The sequence below is a fragment of the Microbacterium sp. USTB-Y genome (genome assembly GCF_023703415.1).
Taxonomy (GTDB): Bacteria; Actinomycetota; Actinomycetes; order Actinomycetales; family Microbacteriaceae; genus Microbacterium.
In genome coordinates this window covers 531,841-551,061 of record NZ_JAGMTU010000003.1, presented here as the reverse complement: position 1 = coordinate 551,061, position 19,221 = coordinate 531,841, and the positions used below count along the sequence as shown (strand labels likewise).

The following is a 19,221-nucleotide window of genomic DNA, read 5'->3' as shown; positions in this document are numbered from 1 at the left end:
GATCCCTGGAGGTGGGCAGGACGAGCATCGGGGGAGATGCCGGTCTCGCTGCGCCGCGTAGGCTGACGCCGTGGTCCGACACCTGACGCCCCGCCCTGATTCGCTGCTCTGCGCGGCGCTCGCCGCCGACCTTGACGCGGCCGATCTGCGCTCCGAGCCGTTGCGCGACGCCTGGGGCGCCGAGGCCGACGACGCGCTCGCCCGAGGGATCCGTTCGCCGCTCCTGCGGGCGCTCGCCGCACGCACCGATCCGCTCGCGACGCTCGGACGCCTCTTCGTGCTCGGCATGCCGCAGCCGCTCTCCGACGTCGCGGCGGCCCTGCCCCGCACCGGCGTGGACGGCGTCGAACGACTGGGGCTGGCGTACCGTTCCGACGATCTGGTCGTGCCCGCGGCGCTCATCCGCCCGCAGTCCTTCGTCGACGCGGACGGCGTGGGGGAGTGGTGGATCGCGAGCGACCTCGACGAGCTGGCCCTGCAGCACCTCGACGAGGACGGCGTGCTGCCTCCCGATCACGTGCTGGGCGTCGGCGGCGCCTCCCGGACTCTGGCGTCCTTGGTGATGCCGATCGAGGTCGAACGAGCCCTGGATCTCGGCACCGGATGCGGAATCCAGGCGCTGCTGGTCTCGCGGCACGCCGGATCCGTGGTCGCGACGGACATCTCCGAACGCGCGCTCGCCTATGCGGAGCTGAACGCCATGCTCGCCGGCGTGCACAACATCGAGTTCCGGCTCGGGAGTCTCTTCGAACCGGTGGCCGGGGAGAGCTTCGGTCTGATCGTCTCCAACCCGCCGTTCGTCATCACCCCGCGCGGCGCCGACGTGCCCGAGTACGAGTACCGCGACGGGGGGCTCGTCGGCGACGCGCTGGTCGAGGCGTTCGTGCGCACCGCGCCGCAGCACCTCGTCCCAGGAGGGTCGGCGCAATTGCTCGGCAACTGGGAGTCCATCGACCCTTCGACGGGTCCCGGGGCGGGGGCGACGGGCTCGGAGACCGGGGCGCTGGGCGTGCGCCGGCTGGAGTCGTGGATCGATCCGGCGCTGGATGCCTGGGTCGTGCAGCGCGAGACGCTGTCGCCGCTCGGCTATGCGGAGCTGTGGATCCGCGACGGCGGCACGACGCCGCGGGACCCGGCGTTCGATTCGCTGCTCGATGCGTGGCTGGACGACTTCGATGCCCGAGGCGTGACCGAGATCGGCTTCGGGTATGTGCTGATCCGCCGCCCTGCAGTGCGGGAATCCGGCACTCCGGTGCCGCCGCTGCGCCGCTTCGAGACCATCGCCCAGGCGGTCACGAGCGCGGGGCGGGCCTTCCGGGACGGCCTCGCCGGGCATGACGCGCTCGCCGACGGAGTGCCCGACCGGCTGCTCGTCGCTCCCGATGTCACCGAGGCGCGCCACCACATCCCGGGTCAGGACGCGCCCTCCGTGATCGAGCTGCGCCAGGGCGGCGGGTTCGGCCGCACCGTGTCGGTGGATCCGGCTCTCGCCGGCTTCGTCGGGGTCTGCGACGGCGAACTGACGGTCGGACAGATCACGAGCGCGCTCGCCGAGCTGTTCGAGGTGCCGCCGGCCGCGCTCTGGGCCGATCTGGAACCGAGGCTGCGCACGCTCGTGACCGACGGCTTCCTCGTCCGAGTGGATCCGGACATCGCGGAATAGATCCCGGATCCATGCGTTCGAATAGATCATGAAGGCTTTCGGATTCCTCTCCTTCGGGCACTACGGCGACGTGCCCGGATCGGTCACGCGCACCGCCGGCGACATGCTGCGTCAGACGATCGAACTGGCCGAGGGCGCCGACGAGATCGGCGTGAACGGCGCCTACGTGCGCGTGCACCACTGGGCGCGGCAGGCCGCGTCGCCGATGCCGCTGCTGACGGCGATGGCTGCCCGCACCCGCCGCATCGAGGTGGGAACCGGCGTCATCGACATGCGCTACGAGAACCCCTTCCAGTTCGCCGAGGAGGCGGCGGCGCTCGACCTCATCGCCGACGGCCGGATCGCGCTCGGTGTGAGCCGCGGCTCACCCGAGACGGCCCTGCAGGGCTACCGCACGTTCGGCTACGAGGACGGCGAGGACTCCGAGCGCGGCAGCGTGATGGCGCGCGAGAAGTTCGAGCTGTTCCTGCGCGCGATCGAGGGCGAGCGCATCGCCCCCGGCGACCCGCGCATGGTCGGCGCCGGGCACTACCTCGCGATCGAGCCGCAGTCGCCTACCCTGCGCGATCACATCTGGTGGGGATCCGGGTCCCGCGCGACGGCCGAGAGCACCGGGCGGATGGGCCTCAACATGATGAGCTCGACGCTCGTCACCGAGGCCACGGGACAGCCGTTCCACGAGCTGCAGCGGGAGCAGATCGAGCTGTTCCGTACCGCGTACAAGGACGCCGGCCACACCGGCGCCCCTCGGGTCTCGGTGAGCCGGAGCGTGTTCCCGCTGGTGTCCGACCAGGACCGCGCCTATTTCGGGCTGCGCTCGGAGGAGAACCACGACCAGATCGGCGTGATCGACGGCTTCCGCTCCACCTTCGGCAAGACGTACGCGGCCGAGCCCGACGTGCTGATCTCCCAGCTGAAGCAGGACGAGGCCGTCATGGCGGCCGACACCCTCATGCTGACGATCCCGAACCAGCTGGGGCCGGAGTACAACCTGCACGTGCTGCAGGCGTTCGCCGAACACGTCGCCCCGGCTCTGGGCTGGAAGCCGAACACCGAGGGACCCGTGCAGGGCGTCGCCGTCTGAACCCCCGCGGAAAGGTCTGAGGCCTCCTCTACATTCGGGAGCCATGCAGACGCGAGCCGAGTTCGACCAGCTGTCCGGGAACTACGCGAAGAACCGCTTCCCTGCGGACGCGACCGTCGAGGACATGAGGCGCGCGTTCTCGCGCGGCGCCGTCCCGCCGCCGGCCGGGGTCGGTTCGGCACTCCGGCGGCTGGGAGGCCGGCCCGCGATCGAGCTGCGCCCCGACGGTGCCGGAGAGGGGATCCTCCTGTACCTGCACGGCGGAGGCTTCGTGCTCGGATCTGCGGAGACCGGTGTCGGCGTGGCCGCGGGCCTCGCCGTGCGGACGGGCGCGACGGCGTACTCGCTCGACTACCGGCTGGCGCCGGAGCACCGGTTCCCCGCGGCCGTGGACGACGCCCTCGCTGCGTACGCCGAACTCGCCGATCGGCACGGAGCCGGCCGGCTCGTCATCGCCGGCGACTCGGCGGGAGGCGGACTCGCGGTGGCCACGCTCCTCGCGGCACGGGAAGCCGGGCTCGGCATGCCGGCCGCCGCCGCCGTGTTCTCCCCGCAGACCGACCTCACCCTGAGCGGCGCCTCCTTCACCGGACGCGACGGGGACGATCCGCTGTTCCGCCCGGACGACATCGCCGCATACGTACGCCGCTACCTTCCCGAGCACGACGCAGAACAGGCGGCGCGCTCGCCGCTGGCGAGCCCCGTCTTCGCGGATCTGAGCGGCCTTCCTCCGTTGCTGATCCAGGTGGGCAGCAGAGAGCTGCTGCACGACGACGCGCTCCGTCTCGCGGTGAACGCGGCCCACGCCGACGTCGACGTGACACTGGAGTCCGCGGCACGGGCACCGCACAACTATCAGACGGCCGTGGGTGCGCTCGCCGCGGCCGATCGCGCGCTCGACCGCGCGGCCGTCTTCCTCGCCGACCGCCTGGCGGAGCGCGCCGCGGCGTCAGCGGACTGAGTCCTCAACCGCTCGCGTCCGGGCGGCCGCGGATCCCCCCGGTGCAGTCCGCCCCGGGGCGCCGGCGGCGGCACCCGGATAGGGTCGGAGGAATGACGGACGCGACGGACTACTCGACCCCCGCGCAGGTGCGTCGCATCGCCGAGGACTTCCGGCGCCGTCGTACCCGCATGCTCGTCGCCTTCGCGTGCGTCGAGGCTCCGGTGCTGGTGGGCGCGATCGTGGTCGTCTACGTGCTCAAGCTCGTGGATCCGCAGTTCGGCATGTGGCTCGTCGTGGGTGTGGCGGTGATCAGCGGGATGGCGCTGAGCGCTCTGATCCTCGGTCAGATCAGGGCTGAGCAGCGGGCCATCCGCGAGGTTGGCGGTACGCCGTTTCCGTCGTCCAGCGGCCCGACGTTCTGATCCCCTGCTGATCCACGACGTCTGAGCGACGGTCGTCGCGCCGCCTCGGACGCGGTCGGCGAGACGCCGGCACCGCACCTCCCACGTGCGCCCCGGTACCCTGGAAACCATGCTCAACATGGCCGAATCCCTCGCGCGCCTGGGCGCCCTCGCCGAGAATCCGGTCGTGCGGATCCTGGCCGGTGCGTTCGCCGACGCCGGGTTCGACCTCGCGGTGGTGGGCGGCCCGGTGCGTGACGCCCTGCTCGGCAGGGTCACCCACGATCTCGACTTCACCACGAACGCGCGTCCCGACGACATCCTCCGCCTCGTCAAGCCCCTCGCGACTGCGCACTGGGACATCGGGCGCGAGTTCGGCACGATCGGCGCGCGTGTGCACGGCGAGCAGGTCGAGATCACGACCTACCGCGCGGATGCCTACGACGGCGTCACCCGCAAGCCCGTCGTGCAGTTCGGCGACGACATCGACGGCGACCTCGTGCGTCGCGACTTCACGGTGAACGCGATGGCGTTCCTGGTTCCCCAGCAGCGCCTCGTGGATCCGACCGGGGGAGTGGAGGACCTCATCGCCGGTCTCCTGCGCACCCCGACGGCACCCGAGGTGAGCTTCGGCGACGACCCGCTGCGCATGCTCCGTGCCGCCCGGTTCAGCGCCCAGCTCGGCTTCGGGATCGAGGAGGGGACGCTCGCGGCGATCGCCGAGCTGCGGCAGACGCTCACGATCGTGAGTCCGGAGCGCATCCAGGCGGAACTCGTACGGCTGCTGCAGTCGTCGGACCCCGTGCGGGGGATCCGCGTGCTCGTCGACACCGGCCTCATCGACGAGTTCCTGCCCGAGGTGAGCGCGCTGCGCCTCGAGATCGACGAGCACCATCACCACAAGGACGTATACGAGCACTCGCTGACCGCCCTGGAGCAGGCCATCGCGCTCGAGCGGGAACGCCACCCCGACGAGCCCGCCGACGCGATCCTGCGTCTGGCAGTGCTGCTGCACGACATCGGCAAGCCGCGCACCCGCCGGCTCGAGCCGGGCGGCGCGGTGAGCTTCCACCACCACGACGTCGTCGGATCCCGCCTCGCCCGCAAGCGTCTGCAGGCGCTGCGGTTCGACAAGGAGTCGACCGATGCGGTCGCGAAGCTCATCGAGCTGCACCTGCGCTTCTTCGGCTACGCGGAGGGGGCGTGGACCGACTCGGCGGTGCGCCGCTATGTGCGCGACGCGGGCGACCAGCTCGAGCGGCTGCACATCCTCACCCGTGCGGACGTCACGACCCGCAACCGGCGCAAGGCGGCACGTCTCGCCTCGGCGTACGACGACATCGAGCAGCGCATCGCCGACCTCCGCGAGCAGGAGGAGATCGACGCGATCCGCCCCGAGCTCGACGGCAACGACGTGCAGCGGATCCTCGGCATCGCACCGGGACGCGAGGTCGGCGAGGCGTACCGCTTCCTGCTCGAGCTCCGTCTCGACGAAGGCCTCATCGGCCCCGAGGCCGCCGAGCAGCGCCTGCGCGACTGGTGGGCCGCGCGGGGCTGAGGCTCACCGATCTGCGTCGCCCGCCCGGGTGGTGCGGAACTCAGTCGATTCGGTCTCCCCGGAGCCGATCGGCCGGTCGAAGCGCGGTAGCGACGGAGTTCGGAACCGGGCGGTCGGCGGACTGCCCGTGATGATCGCCGCGGAGCGCCGCCTCGACGAGGTGCGTGAGATCGATCGAGACGATACGGGGTTCGGGCACGGCTCAGCCCGCCGGGGTGCTCGTCGGCGACGGGACGGGCGTCGGAGTCGGGGTCGGCGAGGCCGTCGGAGAGGGCGGCGTCGACGATCCCGGAGTGGGAGCGGCTGCAGGCGTGAGCGCCCGATCAGGTGCGCGCAGGAAGGGCGGAACCGGATCGGTCGTGGAAGTGAGCGTTCCGGCATTGAGATCGGTGTAGCGCCCGAGTTGCAGGGGGTACACGTTCCATACCGGACGCGCCTGCGCATCCCGGAACGGAACTACGGTGCTCTCACCGCTGGAATCGACGTATCCGGACCCGCTGTCGAGGTCCTCGCTCGCAGTCCCGAAAAGGTCGACAGGGGTACCCCGGTTCGTGTAGATCTGGGCGCCGTTGATGAGATTCCCGTCCTTGTCGTAGACGAAGAGGTTGTCGATCTGCTCGCCGTCGAGCCGAAGACCAGGCGGCGGTGGAACGTAGCTCGCCTGCGGATACATCGTCGCGCTTGCGAATCCGAAGAGCACGGGGGAGAAGACCATCGGGAACGCGAGCACAGCGATGATGCTCGCAACCGTGCGGATGTGACGCAGCGGATTCCGAGGCAGCCAACGGCCTCGGCCCCACTGCACGCTCACGAGGATGACCGCGATGATCAGGGCCCAGGTGAACACCTGCGCAGGCAGACCCCCGTATCCCGCCATCGTCCTCGGCCCCAGACCCGCGGGGATCACGACGAGAGCTGCGAGCACAAGCCCGCGCAGCACCCACCACACCGGGCGCAGCGCGATCAGCAGATCCAGCAGCCAGCTTCCGAAGGCCGATGAGCGGATCCGTCCGACGATCCGCCCTGCAGCTGCGGCCAGCCGCTCGTGCCACGGCGTCCTCGCCGTCGTGATCGGGCCGCGCTCGGGGAGACCTGCGGCGTCGCGCAGCTCCTGCGCATAGGCGGCGGGATCCCTCAGTTCGATCTGGCCGCCGTGGTCCGCGGCCTGATCTGAGAGGTCGCCCACGAGTCCCTCGACCAGGTCGTCGACCTCGTCCGCGGGAAGGTCGGCGAGCTGTGCGCGCACGGCCTCGGCGAAGCCGTGGATCCGCTCGGCGGCGGTGAGGGTCGTGTCGTTCATCGCTGAGCTCCTTCTGTGAGGATGCCGGTGGGGTTGACGGGGGGATGGAACAGAGGATGCGGCGTCGGCGCGCCGGGGGCACCCTTAGCCGAGGTCGGGACATGGGGGGCGAGCAGACCTGACATCGCCACGGCGAACTGCGACCAGGTCCCGATCTGCTCGTCGAGCATGTGCTTGCCCTGCGTCGTGATCGCGTAGTACTTGCGGTGCGGTCCGCCGTCGGAGGGGACGACGTAGCTCGAGAGCGCGCCTGCGGAGTAGAGCCGGCGCAGCGTGCCGTACACCGAGGCGTCGCCGACGTCGCCGATCCCGGCCTCGCGCAGGCGGCGCACGATGTCGTACCCGTATCCGTCCTCGTCGCGAACGACCGCGAGCACCGCCAGATCCAGCACTCCCTTGAGCAGCTGCGTGGTGTCCATTCACCCTCCTCTGCAGAGTTGGCCACTGCGTTGCTCCGCACACTACCACGCAACGCACAGTAGTACCGAGTGCGGCGCACAAGGGTCGCGCGCACAGGGTCCGGCCGCGCGCGGGGTTCTGCGGGCGCGGCGGTCTCGCGGGGCGCAACGGTCGCGGGGTGCGCCCCGGCCGGCGGATCGGTGCGGTCTCTAGCGGTTCGCCTGCAGGCGGAGTCCGGCCAGGAGCAGGTGCAGGCCGCCGAGGAACTGGTCGCGATCGTCGTGACCGTCGAACTCGTCGATGATGTGGTGGATGTAGGGGAACTCTCGCGCATCCAGTGCACGCCACTGCGCAGTGGCGCCCGCCATGTACTCCTCTTTGCTCATCTCGCCGGAGATGACGGCCTCGGGCGGTTCCTGTCCGAGGTCGGCCGCGCTGCCGATCACGTAGCCGACCACGGCCGAGGTCGCGTGGAACGACTGCCGCGCGGTCAGGTCGAGGCGCAGGACCTGCTCCCCGATCCGCTCGTAGAGCCGCAGGGAGTGGATCTGCACTGCGGTGTTGCGCAGCACGTACGCGCCCAACCACGGGCGGTCGACGATCGCGTCGAACATCGTGACGGCGATCGTCCGCAGATCCTCGATGGGATCCTCCCCGCCGACGTCGGCGGTCGCGTCCAGCACGCCGCCGATGACCGAGTCGGCCGCGAGGTCGAGCAGTTCGTCGCGTCCCGACACGTACCAGTACACGCTCGCGACGCCGCCGCCCAGCCGTGCGGCCAAGGCGCGGATGGTCAGGCCCTGCGCCCCGGACTCATCGAGGATCTCCACCGCACCCGCCAGGACCGACTCGAGCGAGTGGGAGGCGCGGGAGCGCGTGCGGGGGCCGCGCCGCCGGGAGGGGCCGCCGCTCTGCTGCGGTGTGGTTGCCATGGGTCCATCCCACCATGCGGATCGCCTCGACGCGGGAGGCGCTTGCACATCATCGAACATCGTTCTATTCTATCGAACAGTGTTCGAGCATCGAACGCTGTTCGATACATCGTCCGATCGGAGGAATGCCATGACCGACGCACCCGTTCTCACCCCCACTCGCACCTACCCGTCTCTGCGGGCGGCGTGGATCCCGCTCGCCGCCCTCTGCCTCGCCTTCTTCGTGGAGATGGTCGACAACACCCTCCTCTCGATCGCGCTGCCAACGATCGGACGCGAGCTCGGCGGGGACACGACAGCGCTGCAGTGGATCACCGGCGCCTACTCGCTCACCTTCGGCGGTCTGCTGCTGACGGCCGGCTCGATCGCGGACCGGTTCGGACGCCGCCGCGTGCTGCAGATCGGTCTCGCCCTTTTCGGGCTGATCAGTCTCGCCGTGCTGCTGGTCGCCACGACCGGCGAGCTCATCGCGCTGCGCGCCCTGCTCGGCATCGCCGCCGCCGCGATGGCGCCGATCACCAACTCCCTAGTCTTCCGGCTGTTCGACGACGAGAAGCTGCGGATGCGCGCCATCACGCTCATGATGGTCGTCGGCATGTCCGGCTTCGTGCTCGGCCCGCTCCTCGGCGGCACGATGCTCGCGCACCTTCCCTGGCAGTGGCTGCTGCTCGTGAACGCGCCCATCGCGCTGATCGCCGCCGCCGGTGTCCATTTCGGCGTACCGGCCGACACCGCGGACGGGCTCACCAGGGACCGCCTCGACCTGCCGGGCGCGGCCCTGAGCATCCTCACCATCGGCCTCGCCTGCTATCTGCTCACGAGCGGCATCGAGAACGGCTGGATCTCGCCGATCACCCTCGCGGTCGGGATCGGCGCCGTGGTGGCGCTCGCACTCTTCATCCTCCGCGAACGCCGGGCGGCCGCGCCGATGCTCGACCTGTCCCTCTTCCGGCAGGGCACCGTGCGCGGAGCGGCCATCGCCCAGATCGGCACCTCCGTCGCGATGGCGGGCGTGATGTTCGCCCTGATCCTGCACTTCCAGTACGCGTGGGGCTGGTCGCCGCTGCAGGCGGGACTGGCGAACCTGCCGCTCATCGCGACGATGATCCTCGCCACCCCCGTCACCGAGTGGCTCGTCCGCAGGTTCGGGCACCGGGTCGCGTGCCTCATCGGCGCGGGAATGCTCGCGGCGGGTCTCGGCCTCATGGCCTGGGCCGTCCAGCAGAACTACTTCGCGATCGCGCTCGCGATGATCGTCATGACGGTGGGACTGCGCACGGTCATGACGATCTGCGCCGTGGCGCTGGTCGGCGCGATGCCCGAGAACCGCACCTCGATGGGCGCCGCCCTGAACGACACCGCCCAGGAACTGGGCACCAGCGTCGGCACGGCGGTCGTGGGCACGCTCATCGCCGCGCTCGTCACGGTGACGCTCCCCGCCGGGGCGTGGGAGCCGGCGCTCGTCGCGTCCTTCTTCCACGGCGAGCAGGTGGTGTTCGCGGTGCTCGCCGTGGCGGTGGGCCTCATCGCCGGCATCGGCGCCCTCACCCTCACCGATGCGCGCACCGTCGACGAGCACGAGGCTCCGGCCTGACACGACGGGACCGCCGCGGCCGGGCCGCGCCGCCGTACACTGGATCCACTCCGTCGCCGACGATCGGAGACTCCGTGTCCTCGCCCTGGCAGCCCTCCCGCGATCCTGCACCCGCCGCATCGCGTCTGCTCATCGAGCGCGCGCATGAGGAGCTCGTGGCCGGCAACGTCGATGACGAGCGCCTGCAGAGCGTCCGGTCGCTCGTGCGCGAGTCGTGGGAGCGGTCGTGGCGGCAGCGCGTCGGCGCCGAAGGACTGCCGCCGCTCGACTTCACCCCGGATGCCCTCGACGCGTACCGGCTCGCGCATCCCCTCGCCGGGGCGATGGACACCATCCGGGCTCTGCTGCTGCCGGGCTCGGCGGACGATTCCGGCGTCATCGTCGCCGTCGGCGACCACGCCGGGCGCCTGCTGTGGGTCGAGGGCGACCTGAACCAGCGGATCCTGTCCGGCGAGATGGGCTTCGTCGAAGGGGCGAACTGGTCGGAGCGGGCGGTCGGGACCTCGGCTCCCGGCACGGCGCTCGAACTCGGCGCCTCGGTGCAGATCCACGGCGCGGAGCACTACAACCGGCTCGTGCAGCCGTGGTCGTGCACGGCCGCGCCCGTGTTCGACCCGGAGGACCGGCGCATCCTCGGGGTGATCGACGTCACCGGAGGGCGCGAGGCGGCGAGCCCGCAGGCCCGCATGCTCGTCGACGCCACCGCGCGGGCCGTCGAGGCCGAGCTGCTCGTGGCGCGGCTCCGTGCCCGCGCCGAGCCCGCGGTCCCCGCCGCAGCACCGCTGCGGAGGCAGACCCCCGACCGCGCCACGTTGCGGGTCCTCGGCCGGGACCGGGCCCGCCTGGAGGTGGCGGGGGACGACGGCGAGCGATCGGTCGAGCTCAGCGCCCGGCACGCCGAGATCCTGCTGCTGCTCGCCGTGCACCGGCAGGGACTCAGCGCCGAGCGGCTCGCCGAACTGGTGTACGGCGAGGGATCCTCGGCCGACACCCTGCGCCCCGAGATGGTGCGCCTGCGCAAGGCGCTGGAGCGGATCTGGCCGGCCCTCGTGCCCGAGTCGCGGCCCTACCGGCTGACGGTGCCTCTCGAGACGGATGCACAGGTCGTGCTGTCGCTGCTCGACCGCGGCGCGCACCGCGTGGCCCTGAGCGCCTACCGCGGACCGGTGCTGCCGGACTCGACGTCGCCCGGCGTGGAGGAGTACCGCGAGTCGGTGCGCTCCACCCTGCGCGAGACGATGCGGACCGAGGCGAGCGTCGACGTGCTGCTGAGCTACGCCGAGATCCCCGAGGGCGCCGACGACGCCGAGATCCTGCGGCTGTGCCTGGAGCTGCTCCCCGCGCGCTCGCCGAAGCGGGCGGGCCTCGTCAGCCGCATCGAACGGCTCGAACAGGCCTGAGGCGCGCCCCCGGCGGCGCTGCGTTGTCTCCTGTCCCTCCGCGTGCTCGCTCCACGACCCGGGGGCGCAACCGGATGCAACGTGACGCACGGGGTCGCAACGTCCCCGCGCCTAGCTTCGAGGCACATCCACCCGCGCGGCATCGGAGCCGCGGTACGTCGAAGGAGACGCGATGACCATCATCGAGGAGAGCGTGTCGACCGCCTACGCGGCCCCGGGGCAGCCGGGCGCGCTCGCGAACTTCCGCCCGCGCTACGGGCACTACATCGGCGGCGAGTTCGTCGAGCCCGTCAAGGGCCAGTACTTCGAGAACGTCAGCCCCGTCAACGGCAAGCCGTTCACGGAGGTCGGCCGCGGCACCAGCGAGGACATCGACCGCGCCGTCGACGTCGCATGGAAGGCGTTCGCGAGCTGGGGCAAGACCAGCCCCGCCGAGCGCGCCAACGTCCTGAACCGGATCGCGGACCGCATCGAGCAGAACCTCGAGATCATCGCGATCGCCGAGACCTGGGAGAACGGCAAGCCGATCCGGGAGACCCTCGCCGCCGACATCCCCCTCGCCGTCGACCACTTCCGCTACTTCGCCGGCGTGCTGCGCGCCCAGGAGGGCGGCATCAGCCAGCTCGACGAGAACACCGTGGCGTACCACTTCCACGAGCCGCTCGGCGTGGTCGGGCAGATCATCCCGTGGAACTTTCCGCTGCTCATGGCCACCTGGAAGCTCGCCCCGGCGCTCGCCGCGGGCAACTGCGTCGTGATCAAGCCGGCGGAGCAGACCCCGGCGTCGATCCTCTTCCTCTTCGACATCATCGGCGATCTGCTGCCGGCCGGCGTCGTGAACATCGTCAACGGCTTCGGCATCGAGGCCGGCGCCCCGCTCGCGCAGCACAAGCGGATCCGCAAGGTCGCCTTCACCGGTGAGACCACCACGGGCCGCCTGATCATGCAGTACGCGTCGCAGAACCTCATCCCGGTGACGCTCGAGCTCGGCGGCAAGAGCCCGAACGTCTTCTTCGAGGACGTGGCGAGCTCCACATCCGACCCGTACTACGAGAAGGCGCTCGAGGGCTTCACGATGTTCGCGCTCAACCAGGGCGAGGTCTGCACCTGCCCGTCCCGCGCCCTCATCCAGCGCTCGATCTACGACGGCTTCCTCGCCGACGGCCTGGAGCGCGTGAAGAAGGTCGTGCAGGGCAACCCCCTGGATCTCACCACGATGATCGGTGCGCAGGCGTCCAACGACCAGCTGGAGAAGATCCTCAGCTACATCGACATCGGCACGCAGGGCGGCGCGCGGCTCCTCACCGGAGGGGAGCGGGTCGACCTCGGCGGCGACCTCAGCGAGGGCTACTACGTCGCGCCGACCGTGTTCGAGGGCACGAACGACATGCGGATCTTCCAGGAGGAGATCTTCGGGCCGGTGCTGTCGGTGACGAGCTTCTCCGACTTCGACGACGCGATCTCGATCGCGAACGACACGCTCTACGGCCTCGGCGCCGGCGTGTGGAGCCGCAGCGGCGACACGGCCTACCGAGCCGGCCGGGCGATCGAGGCCGGCCGCGTCTGGACGAACACCTACCACCAGTACCCCGCGCACGCGGCGTTCGGCGGCTACAAGCAGTCCGGCGTCGGCCGGGAGAACCACAAGATGATGCTCGACCACTACCAGCAGACGAAGAACCTCCTCGTCTCGTACGCAGAGGGGCCGATGGGCTTCTTCTGATCCGGATCCCCAGGAGCGGGCGGGCACCTCTCGAGGGTGCCCGCCCCGCATCACGAGAGGAGGGGACGATGCCCGAGTTCGATCGCGTCGACGTCACGGCCGAGGCGGCGGCGCTGCTGCGGCAGCTGACCGCGCAGCACGGCCCGCTGATGTTCCACCAGTCCGGCGGCTGCTGCGACGGCTCCGCACCCATGTGCTATCCGGTGGGGATGTTCCTCACAGGGCCCGGCGACGTGCTCCTCGGCGCCCTCGACGTCGGCCTGCACGACGCGGTGCCGGTCTACATGTCCGAATCGCAGTTCGAATATTGGAAGTACACGCACCTCACGATCGACGTCGTCGACGGACGCGGATCCGGGTTCAGCGTCGAGGCGCCGACCGGCAGGAGGTTCCTGACGCGATCGCGGATGCTCGATCAGGCCGAGCTCGAGCACTTCTCGCTGGCCTGAACCGGAAGGGGCCGGCCGTCGATGCGACGGACGGCCCCTGGATCCCGGGTGTCAGCGGGTGCGGTCGATCTGCATCGCCAGCAGGGTGATGAGCTCGTAGACGACGTGGCTCGCGGCGATGCCGGTCAGCTGGGCGTGGTCGTAGGCGGGGGAGACCTCGACGACGTCGGCGCCCACGATGTTCGTGTCGCGCAGGCTCCGCAGGATCCGCAGGAGCTCCCGGCTGGTGAGTCCGCCGGCCTCGGGGGTGCCGGTGCCGGGGGCGTGCGCGGGGTCGAGCACGTCGATGTCGATCGACACGTACAGAGGTGCGTCGCCGATCCGGGTCAGGATCCGCTCGATCGCGGCCTCGACCCCGTGCTCCTCGATCGCCTCGCTCGTGACGATCGAGAATCCGAGACGCGCGTCGTCCTCGAGGTCGCTCTTGTCGTAGAGCGGGCCGCGGGTGCCGACGTGGCAGCTGGCGGTCATGTCGATGAGACCCTCCTCGCTCGCCCGGCGGAACGGGGTGCCGTGCGTGATCGGGGCTCCGAAGTACGTGTCCCAGGTGTCGAGGTGCGCGTCGAAGTGCAGCACCGCGACCGGACCGTGCTCGCGCGCCACCGACCGCAGCAGGGGCAGGGCCAGGGTGTGGTCGCCGCCGATCGTGACGACGCGGGACACCCGCTCGCGGAGCGCCGTCACGGCGCGGTCGGTCTCCTCGACGGCCTCGGTGATGTCGAACGGATTCAGCGCGAGGTCGCCGGCGTCGACGACCTGGGTCCGCGCGAAGGGCGAGAAGTCCTGGGCCGGGTTGTACGGGCGGAGCAGGCGCGACGACTCGCGCACGTGCGAGGGCCCGAACCGCGTCCCGGGACGGTAGCTCACGCCCGAGTCGAACGGCGCGCCGACCACGGCGATGTCGGCGTGGTCGACCTCCTCGAGCCGCGGCAGGCGCGCGAAGGTGGCGAAGCCCGCATAGCGGGGAGTGAGGGAGGCATCGACGGGGCCGATCGGAGTGGTCATGCGCGGTCCTTCTGTTCTTCCGGGGAGGGATGGGCGTTCGGCTGCACGACGTGCACGAGGCGGACACCGCCGCCGGCGATCGCCGTGCGGATCGCGGAGGCGAGATCTTCGCCGGCCTCGACGCGTTCGCCTTCGGCGCCGAAGGCGCGGGCGAGGGCGGGCCAGTCCGGCTGCACGAGGTCGACGCCGACCGGGGTCATTCCGCGATCCACCTCGTTCTGTCGGATCTCCGCATAGCCGCCGTTGTCGACGCACACGATCGTGAGGTCGAGGCGCTGCTCGACCGCCGTGGCGATCTCGTTGACCGCGAACATGAGCGCACCGTCGCCGACGACCGCCACGACGGGCCGGTCCGGCTGAGCGACCCGCGCGCCGATCGCGGCGGGGAGTCCGTACCCGAGCGTCGCGTACGTGGGCGTGTACAGCAGCGCGTGCGGGCCGGAGCGGCGGAGCACGTTCGCGAGGGCGAGGTAGACGATCTGCGACGAGTCGCCGGCCACGATCGCGTCGTCGGGCAGTGCCGTGGCGATCTCCTCGGCCAGTGCGACGGTCGCCGGGGCGGCCTCCCGGATCTCCCGGAGGATCCCGGCGCGGACGTCGTCGAGCGCGGGCGTGCGCGGCGGGGCAGGAGGCAGGGCGTCCAGGACCCGCTCCAGCACCGCGCGGGCGTCGCCGCGGATCCCGATCGCGGGGTCGAGGTTCTTCGCGAGCTGCCCCGCGGCGATGTCGACGCGCACCACCGCGCCGCGCACCTCCAGCCGCGGCGCCCACAGCTCGGCCTCGCCGAGCTTGGATCCCACGACCAGGAGCACATCGGCGTCCTCGGCGACCGCACGGGCCGCCGCGAGGCGCAGATTGGCGCCGAGGGAGAGCGGGTGGCGCTCGTCGAGCGCGCCCTTGCCGTTGAGCGTCGTGAGCACCGGGGCGCCGAGGCGCTCGGCGAGAGCGGTCAGCGCCGCGGCGGCACGGGTCGCACCGCCGCCGGCGACGATGACGGGTCGCTGCGCCGCGCCGAGCAGGGCGGCGGCTTCGGCGATCGCCGCCGCGTCCCCGCCCTCGGCGGCGGGAAGGGGGCGGGGGAGACGGTCGGCTGCGGGAACCCCGGCCGGGGCCTCGAGCACGTCCAGCGGAACCTCGATGTGCACGGGCCGCGGGCGTCCGGTGCGGAACAGGGTGAACGCGTCGTGGACGGCGGCGACCGCCTCCGCGGCGGAGCCGACGCGACGCGACCACTCGGCGATGGCGCCGACCATCGCCGAGGCATCCTTCGTCTCGTGCAGGGTGCCGACGTCGGCGAACTCCGCGCCGAGGGCGACCCCGGGGGAGAGCACGATCAGCGGACGCGACTCGCAGAAGGCGGTGCCGACGGCGCTCATCGCGTTCTGCAGCCCGGGACCGGAGGTGGTGATCACGACGCCGGGGAGTCCGGTCTGCTGTGCCCAGCCGTCGGCGCCGTACCCGGATCCCTGCTCGTGCCGGTTCGTCACGACCCGGAAGCCCAGGTCGGCGAGCGGGCGGTAGAACTCCAGGTTGTGCGTGCCAGGGATGCCGAACACGGCGTCCACCCCGTAGTTGCGGATCGTCTCCAGGACGGCGCGGCCGGCGGTGTCGGCGTGCGGGTCGGTCTCGATCGTCATCTCTTCGTCCCCTCAGGCCGCGCGGTGCCGCGGCTCGCCGTCGACCCAGGTCTCGAGCACCCTGATCCGGCCGATCCGCTCGGGATCCGCCTCGAGCACATCCTCGTCCAGCACGACGAAGTCGGCGAGCTTGCCGACCTCGAGGCTGCCCAGGTCGTCCTCGCGGCCGAGGGAGACGGCTCCCTCGATCGTGTGGGCGCGCAGGGCGGACAGGGCGGAGATGCGCAGGTCGTCCGGGCCGAGGCGGTGGCCGCGGCGGGTGACCCTGGTCACGGCCGCCTGGATCGCCTCGAGCGGGATCGGGTCGGCGACGGGCGCATCGGACGAGATCGTGACGGGAACCCCGGCGCGCTCGAACTCGCCCAGGGGATTGAAGCGCTCGCCGGGTGTCCCGATCGCCTCTTCGACGCCCTCGCCCCAGTTGTAGTAGTGCTGGGGCTGGTTGACCGGGCGGATCCCGGCCGCCGCCATGCGTGCGATCTGCTCGGGGGTCGGCAGCCCGCAGTGCTCGATGCGGTGGCGGGCGTCGTCGTCGGGGTGCTCCCCGAGCGCGGCCTCGATCGCCGAGACGACCATCTCGATCGCCGTGGGCGACTGTGCGTGCGTGGCGGTCTGCAGGCCTGCCGCGTGTGCGCGCCGGATGAGGGCGGCGTACTCGGCGGGCTCGTGGTACAGCTGCCCGGTGCGGCAGGGGTCGCCCACGTAGCCGTCGGGGAAGTAGGCGGTCCAGCCGCCGAGGGTGCCGTCGGCGTAGAACTTGATGCCCGCGAAGCTGAGGCGGGCGTTGCCGAACTGGCCGACGAGTCCCATCTCCAGCGCCTCGTCGAGCAGATGCGAGAGCAGGTACATCGAGATGCGCAGCGGCAGCCGGCCGGCCTGCGCGAGCCGCAGGTACATGTCGAACTCGCGGCGACTCACCTGGGCGTCGCCGATCGCCGTGACGCCGCCCGCGAGGAAGCGCGAGGTCGCGACGTCGAGCTGGCGCAGATGCTCTTCCGGCTCGTCCGCGAGGTGGAAGTTCGGGCCGTGGTGTCCGACCTTCACGCCGTGCACGCCGGTGAGGATGTTGCAGGCCGCGTCCGACAGCTCGCCGGTGAGCTCGCCGTCGGCGTCGCGGAAGAACTCGCCGCCGGCGGGGTTCGGCGTCTCACGGTCGATCCCGCTGCGCTCGAGCGTGTAGGAGTTCACGACGCCGCCGTGCCCGGAGGCGTTCATGAGGTAGACCTCGCGGTCGGTCGCGACCTCGTCGAGCTCGAACCGGGTGGGGTGGCGCTGCTCGGCGAGATTGCGGTGCTCATAACCGTAGCCGCGCACCGGGCGCCCTGCGGGGAGCGCGGCGGCCGCCTCCTGCAGCAGGGCCACGATCTCGGGGATGCTTGCGGCCTTCTCAGGACCGCAGTCCACCCACGTCATCATCTGGCCGTACATGAGCGGGTGCGCGTGGGCGTCGATGAAGCCGGGCACGATCGTCGCATCGCCGAGGTCGACCTGCTCCGGCGTCAGGCCGGCAGCCTCCGCCACCGCTCGGCACTCGGCCGGGGAACCGGTGGCGATGATCCGTCCGCGATCGACGAGCATCGCCGTCGCGGTGGTGGCGGACGCGTCGAGCAGGTGGATCGCGCGGGCGAGGACGAGCCGGGGGGTCGTCTGCGGCGACTGGTCGAAGGGGACGAGCTTTCTCATGGCAGCCTGTTCGCGGTGGTGTCGGTACGGGGGGTGAAGGAGTCGGTGACCGGGGCGGCGTCGGAGTGCTGCGGCGCCAGCCGGGTGCAGATCCCGGCGAGCACGGCCATTCCGACGAACATCGCGATGACCGACCAGACGCTGCCGGTCCAGGCGACGAGCTGCGTCGCGAACCAGGGCGAGAAGCCGGCCCACACCGCGGCGCCGACGCCGTAGGAGAGTGCGATCGAGGTGTAGCGGGCCTGCGGCCGGAACATCTGCGCGAGGATCGCGGCGATCGGCGCGTACGTCGCGCTCATGGCGATGCGCACGAGCGAGGCGAAGAGGAAGATGAGCGGCTCGACCCTGCCCGGCATGAGCAGCAGGAACGGCGCGAACGTCAGCACGGACGTGATCAGGCCGATGTACATCACGTTCTTGCGGCCCCACTTGTCGCCCAGCCAGGCGACGGGGAGCGTGACCACGAACTCCACGAACGAGGCGATCGTCATCGCGTCGAGGATCACCTGCTCGCTGATCGAGATCGGGGCGCCGGTCGCGTAGGCGGTGGCGAACGTGGTCGCGAGGTAGTAACCGCCGGTCGAGATCGGCAGGATCCCGATGCCCAGCAGGATCGGCCGCCAGTTCGCGCGCAGCGCGAAGGCCAGCGGCATCGACTGCTTGCGACCCTCGATCTTCTCCTCGAAGACCGGGGACTCCTCGACGCGGTACCGCACCCAGAAGCCGACCGCGATGAGCACGATCGAGAGCAGGAACGGGATGCGCCAGCCACCGTTCCGGATGAAGTCCTCTCCGCCTCGCGACATGATGGCGAAGATGCCCGAGGCGAGCAGGGCGCCGGCCGGGTTTCCGAGCTGGGTGAACCCGCCGTAGAAGGTCTTCGACTTCTCCGGGGCGTGCTCGACGCTCATGAGCACGGCGCCGCCCCATTCGCCGCCGACGGCGAGGCCCTGGAGCGCGCGCAGCAGGATCAGCAGGATCGGGGCCAGGATGCCCACGTTCTCATAGGTGGGCAGGCATCCGACGAGCACGGTCGAGGCGCCCATGAGCAGCAGGGTGATGACGAGCGACACCCGGCGGCCGAGCTTGTCGCCGATGTGGCCGAACAGGATCCCGCCGATCGGGCGGACGAGGAAGGCCACCGCGAAGGTGGCGAAGGCCGCAGAGGTCTCGGCGAGCGGGTCCTTGCTGGGGAAGAACAGCGGGCCGAAGACGAGCGCCGCCGCCGTGGCGTAGACGTAGAAGTCGTACCACTCGATCGTGGTGCCTACGAAGGCCGCGAGCCCGGCGCGCCGGGCCTTGGTGTGGGTGGAGGTCATGCCCGCTCCTTTGCGGTGTCAGGGATGCGAAGGATGCTAGGGGCGGATTCGAGCCCGTGCAACGTCAAAAGTTGCGTCCGCGAGCCTGTGGGCTGGAGTATTGTTCGCAGTTGTGCGCATCCTGACTCCGT

15 protein-coding genes and 1 pseudogene are annotated in these 19,221 nt (G+C 71.1%); 9 read left to right on the top strand and 7 right to left on the bottom strand.

Annotation, left to right across the window (positions count from 1 at the left end; translation table 11 throughout):
• Nucleotides 1-70 precede the first annotated feature (70 nt).
• The 5 genes from J8G10_RS09805 to J8G10_RS09785 all read left to right on the top strand — a co-directional run bounded on the left by J8G10_RS09805 (nucleotide 71) and on the right by J8G10_RS09785 (nucleotide 5,649).
• Nucleotides 71-1,663, top strand: coding sequence for a methyltransferase (locus J8G10_RS09805; RefSeq protein ID WP_251443793.1), 1,593 nt, complete (start codon nucleotides 71-73; stop codon nucleotides 1,661-1,663).
• A 28-nt stretch (nucleotides 1,664-1,691) separates the two neighbouring features.
• A complete protein-coding gene (locus tag J8G10_RS09800) occupies nucleotides 1,692-2,747 on the top strand; it encodes an LLM class flavin-dependent oxidoreductase (RefSeq protein ID WP_251443791.1) in 1,056 nt (351 codons plus the stop codon).
• 43 nt (nucleotides 2,748-2,790) lie between these two features.
• Nucleotides 2,791-3,708, top strand: a complete 918-nt coding sequence (locus J8G10_RS09795; protein ID WP_251443789.1) for an alpha/beta hydrolase — start codon at nucleotides 2,791-2,793, stop codon at nucleotides 3,706-3,708.
• 92 nt (nucleotides 3,709-3,800) lie between these two features.
• On the top strand, nucleotides 3,801-4,112 hold the full coding sequence (locus J8G10_RS09790) for a hypothetical protein (protein WP_251443787.1): 312 nt from the start codon (nucleotides 3,801-3,803) through the stop codon (nucleotides 4,110-4,112).
• Between the two features lie 109 nt (nucleotides 4,113-4,221).
• On the top strand, nucleotides 4,222-5,649 hold the full coding sequence (locus J8G10_RS09785; RefSeq protein WP_251443785.1) for a CCA tRNA nucleotidyltransferase: 1,428 nt from the start codon (nucleotides 4,222-4,224) through the stop codon (nucleotides 5,647-5,649).
• Between the two features lie 202 nt (nucleotides 5,650-5,851).
• On the opposite strand, the gene J8G10_RS09780 is transcribed toward J8G10_RS09785, so the two are convergent.
• The 3 genes and pseudogenes from J8G10_RS09780 to J8G10_RS09770 all read right to left on the bottom strand — a co-directional run bounded on the left by J8G10_RS09780 (nucleotide 5,852) and on the right by J8G10_RS09770 (nucleotide 8,280).
• A complete protein-coding gene (locus J8G10_RS09780; RefSeq protein WP_251443783.1) occupies nucleotides 5,852-6,949 on the bottom strand; it encodes a hypothetical protein in 1,098 nt (365 codons plus the stop codon).
• Nucleotides 6,950-7,059: 110 nt separating this feature from the next.
• Nucleotides 7,060-7,368: pseudogene (locus tag J8G10_RS09775) on the bottom strand (PadR family transcriptional regulator); the annotation flags it as partial.
• Nucleotides 7,369-7,557: 189 nt separating this feature from the next.
• Nucleotides 7,558-8,280, bottom strand: coding sequence for a TetR/AcrR family transcriptional regulator (locus tag J8G10_RS09770; protein WP_251443781.1), 723 nt, complete (start codon nucleotides 8,278-8,280; stop codon nucleotides 7,558-7,560).
• Between the two features lie 130 nt (nucleotides 8,281-8,410).
• Here J8G10_RS09770 and J8G10_RS09765 point away from each other — a divergent pair, with 130 nt between their 5' ends.
• The 4 genes from J8G10_RS09765 (at nucleotide 8,411) to J8G10_RS09750 (ending at nucleotide 13,446) form a co-directional block, all read left to right on the top strand.
• Entirely contained in the window at nucleotides 8,411-9,874 is a 1,464-nt protein-coding gene (locus J8G10_RS09765) for an MFS transporter (protein ID WP_251443779.1), read from the top strand.
• Nucleotides 9,875-9,948: 74 nt separating this feature from the next.
• Nucleotides 9,949-11,274, top strand: coding sequence for a GAF domain-containing protein (locus J8G10_RS09760; RefSeq protein ID WP_251443777.1), 1,326 nt, complete (start codon nucleotides 9,949-9,951; stop codon nucleotides 11,272-11,274).
• Nucleotides 11,275-11,446: 172 nt separating this feature from the next.
• Entirely contained in the window at nucleotides 11,447-12,997 is a 1,551-nt protein-coding gene (locus J8G10_RS09755; RefSeq protein WP_251443774.1) for an aldehyde dehydrogenase family protein, read from the top strand.
• A 68-nt stretch (nucleotides 12,998-13,065) separates the two neighbouring features.
• Complete coding sequence (locus J8G10_RS09750; RefSeq protein WP_251443771.1) at nucleotides 13,066-13,446, top strand: DUF779 domain-containing protein; 381 nt, start codon at nucleotides 13,066-13,068, stop codon at nucleotides 13,444-13,446.
• Between the two features lie 51 nt (nucleotides 13,447-13,497).
• Here the strand turns inward: J8G10_RS09750 and speB are convergent, their stop codons facing one another.
• From speB to J8G10_RS09730, 4 genes are read right to left on the bottom strand one after another with little or no spacing between them, the layout of a single operon-like run.
• Entirely contained in the window at nucleotides 13,498-14,451 is a 954-nt protein-coding gene (gene speB, locus J8G10_RS09745; protein ID WP_251443769.1) for an agmatinase, read from the bottom strand.
• A complete protein-coding gene (locus J8G10_RS09740; RefSeq protein ID WP_251443766.1) occupies nucleotides 14,448-16,088 on the bottom strand; it encodes a thiamine pyrophosphate-binding protein in 1,641 nt (546 codons plus the stop codon). The genes speB and J8G10_RS09740 overlap by 4 nt, the downstream gene beginning before the upstream one ends.
• A gap of 12 nt (nucleotides 16,089-16,100) precedes the next feature.
• Nucleotides 16,101-17,771: an amidohydrolase gene (locus tag J8G10_RS09735; RefSeq protein WP_251443763.1), complete on the bottom strand. Its 1,671-nt coding sequence runs from the start codon at nucleotides 17,769-17,771 to the stop codon at nucleotides 16,101-16,103.
• Nucleotides 17,768-19,090 (bottom strand): MFS transporter, encoded by a 1,323-nt coding sequence (locus J8G10_RS09730; RefSeq protein ID WP_251443761.1) that lies wholly within the window; start codon nucleotides 19,088-19,090, stop codon nucleotides 17,768-17,770. The genes J8G10_RS09735 and J8G10_RS09730 overlap by 4 nt, the downstream gene beginning before the upstream one ends.
• Nucleotides 19,091-19,221: the final 131 nt, after the last annotated feature.

What these genes read in the sequence shown, in the direction of transcription:
- J8G10_RS09735 (WP_251443763.1), bottom strand. Translation starts at nt 17,771, where the DNA reads ATGAGAAAGCTCGTCCCCTTCGACCAGTCGCCGCAGACGACCCCCCGG.
- J8G10_RS09790 (WP_251443787.1), top strand. Translation starts at nt 3,801, where the DNA reads ATGACGGACGCGACGGACTACTCGACCCCCGCGCAGGTGCGTCGCATC.
- J8G10_RS09800 (WP_251443791.1), top strand. Translation starts at nt 1,692, where the DNA reads ATGAAGGCTTTCGGATTCCTCTCCTTCGGGCACTACGGCGACGTGCCC.
- J8G10_RS09755 (WP_251443774.1), top strand. Translation starts at nt 11,447, where the DNA reads ATGACCATCATCGAGGAGAGCGTGTCGACCGCCTACGCGGCCCCGGGG.
- J8G10_RS09780 (WP_251443783.1), bottom strand. Translation starts at nt 6,949, where the DNA reads ATGAACGACACGACCCTCACCGCCGCCGAGCGGATCCACGGCTTCGCC.
- J8G10_RS09740 (WP_251443766.1), bottom strand. Translation starts at nt 16,088, where the DNA reads ATGACGATCGAGACCGACCCGCACGCCGACACCGCCGGCCGCGCCGTC.
- speB (WP_251443769.1), bottom strand. Translation starts at nt 14,451, where the DNA reads ATGACCACTCCGATCGGCCCCGTCGATGCCTCCCTCACTCCCCGCTAT.
- J8G10_RS09795 (WP_251443789.1), top strand. Translation starts at nt 2,791, where the DNA reads ATGCAGACGCGAGCCGAGTTCGACCAGCTGTCCGGGAACTACGCGAAG.
- J8G10_RS09730 (WP_251443761.1), bottom strand. Translation starts at nt 19,090, where the DNA reads ATGACCTCCACCCACACCAAGGCCCGGCGCGCCGGGCTCGCGGCCTTC.
- J8G10_RS09785 (WP_251443785.1), top strand. Translation starts at nt 4,222, where the DNA reads ATGCTCAACATGGCCGAATCCCTCGCGCGCCTGGGCGCCCTCGCCGAG.
- J8G10_RS09765 (WP_251443779.1), top strand. Translation starts at nt 8,411, where the DNA reads ATGACCGACGCACCCGTTCTCACCCCCACTCGCACCTACCCGTCTCTG.
- J8G10_RS09750 (WP_251443771.1), top strand. Translation starts at nt 13,066, where the DNA reads ATGCCCGAGTTCGATCGCGTCGACGTCACGGCCGAGGCGGCGGCGCTG.
- J8G10_RS09770 (WP_251443781.1), bottom strand. Translation starts at nt 8,280, where the DNA reads ATGGCAACCACACCGCAGCAGAGCGGCGGCCCCTCCCGGCGGCGCGGC.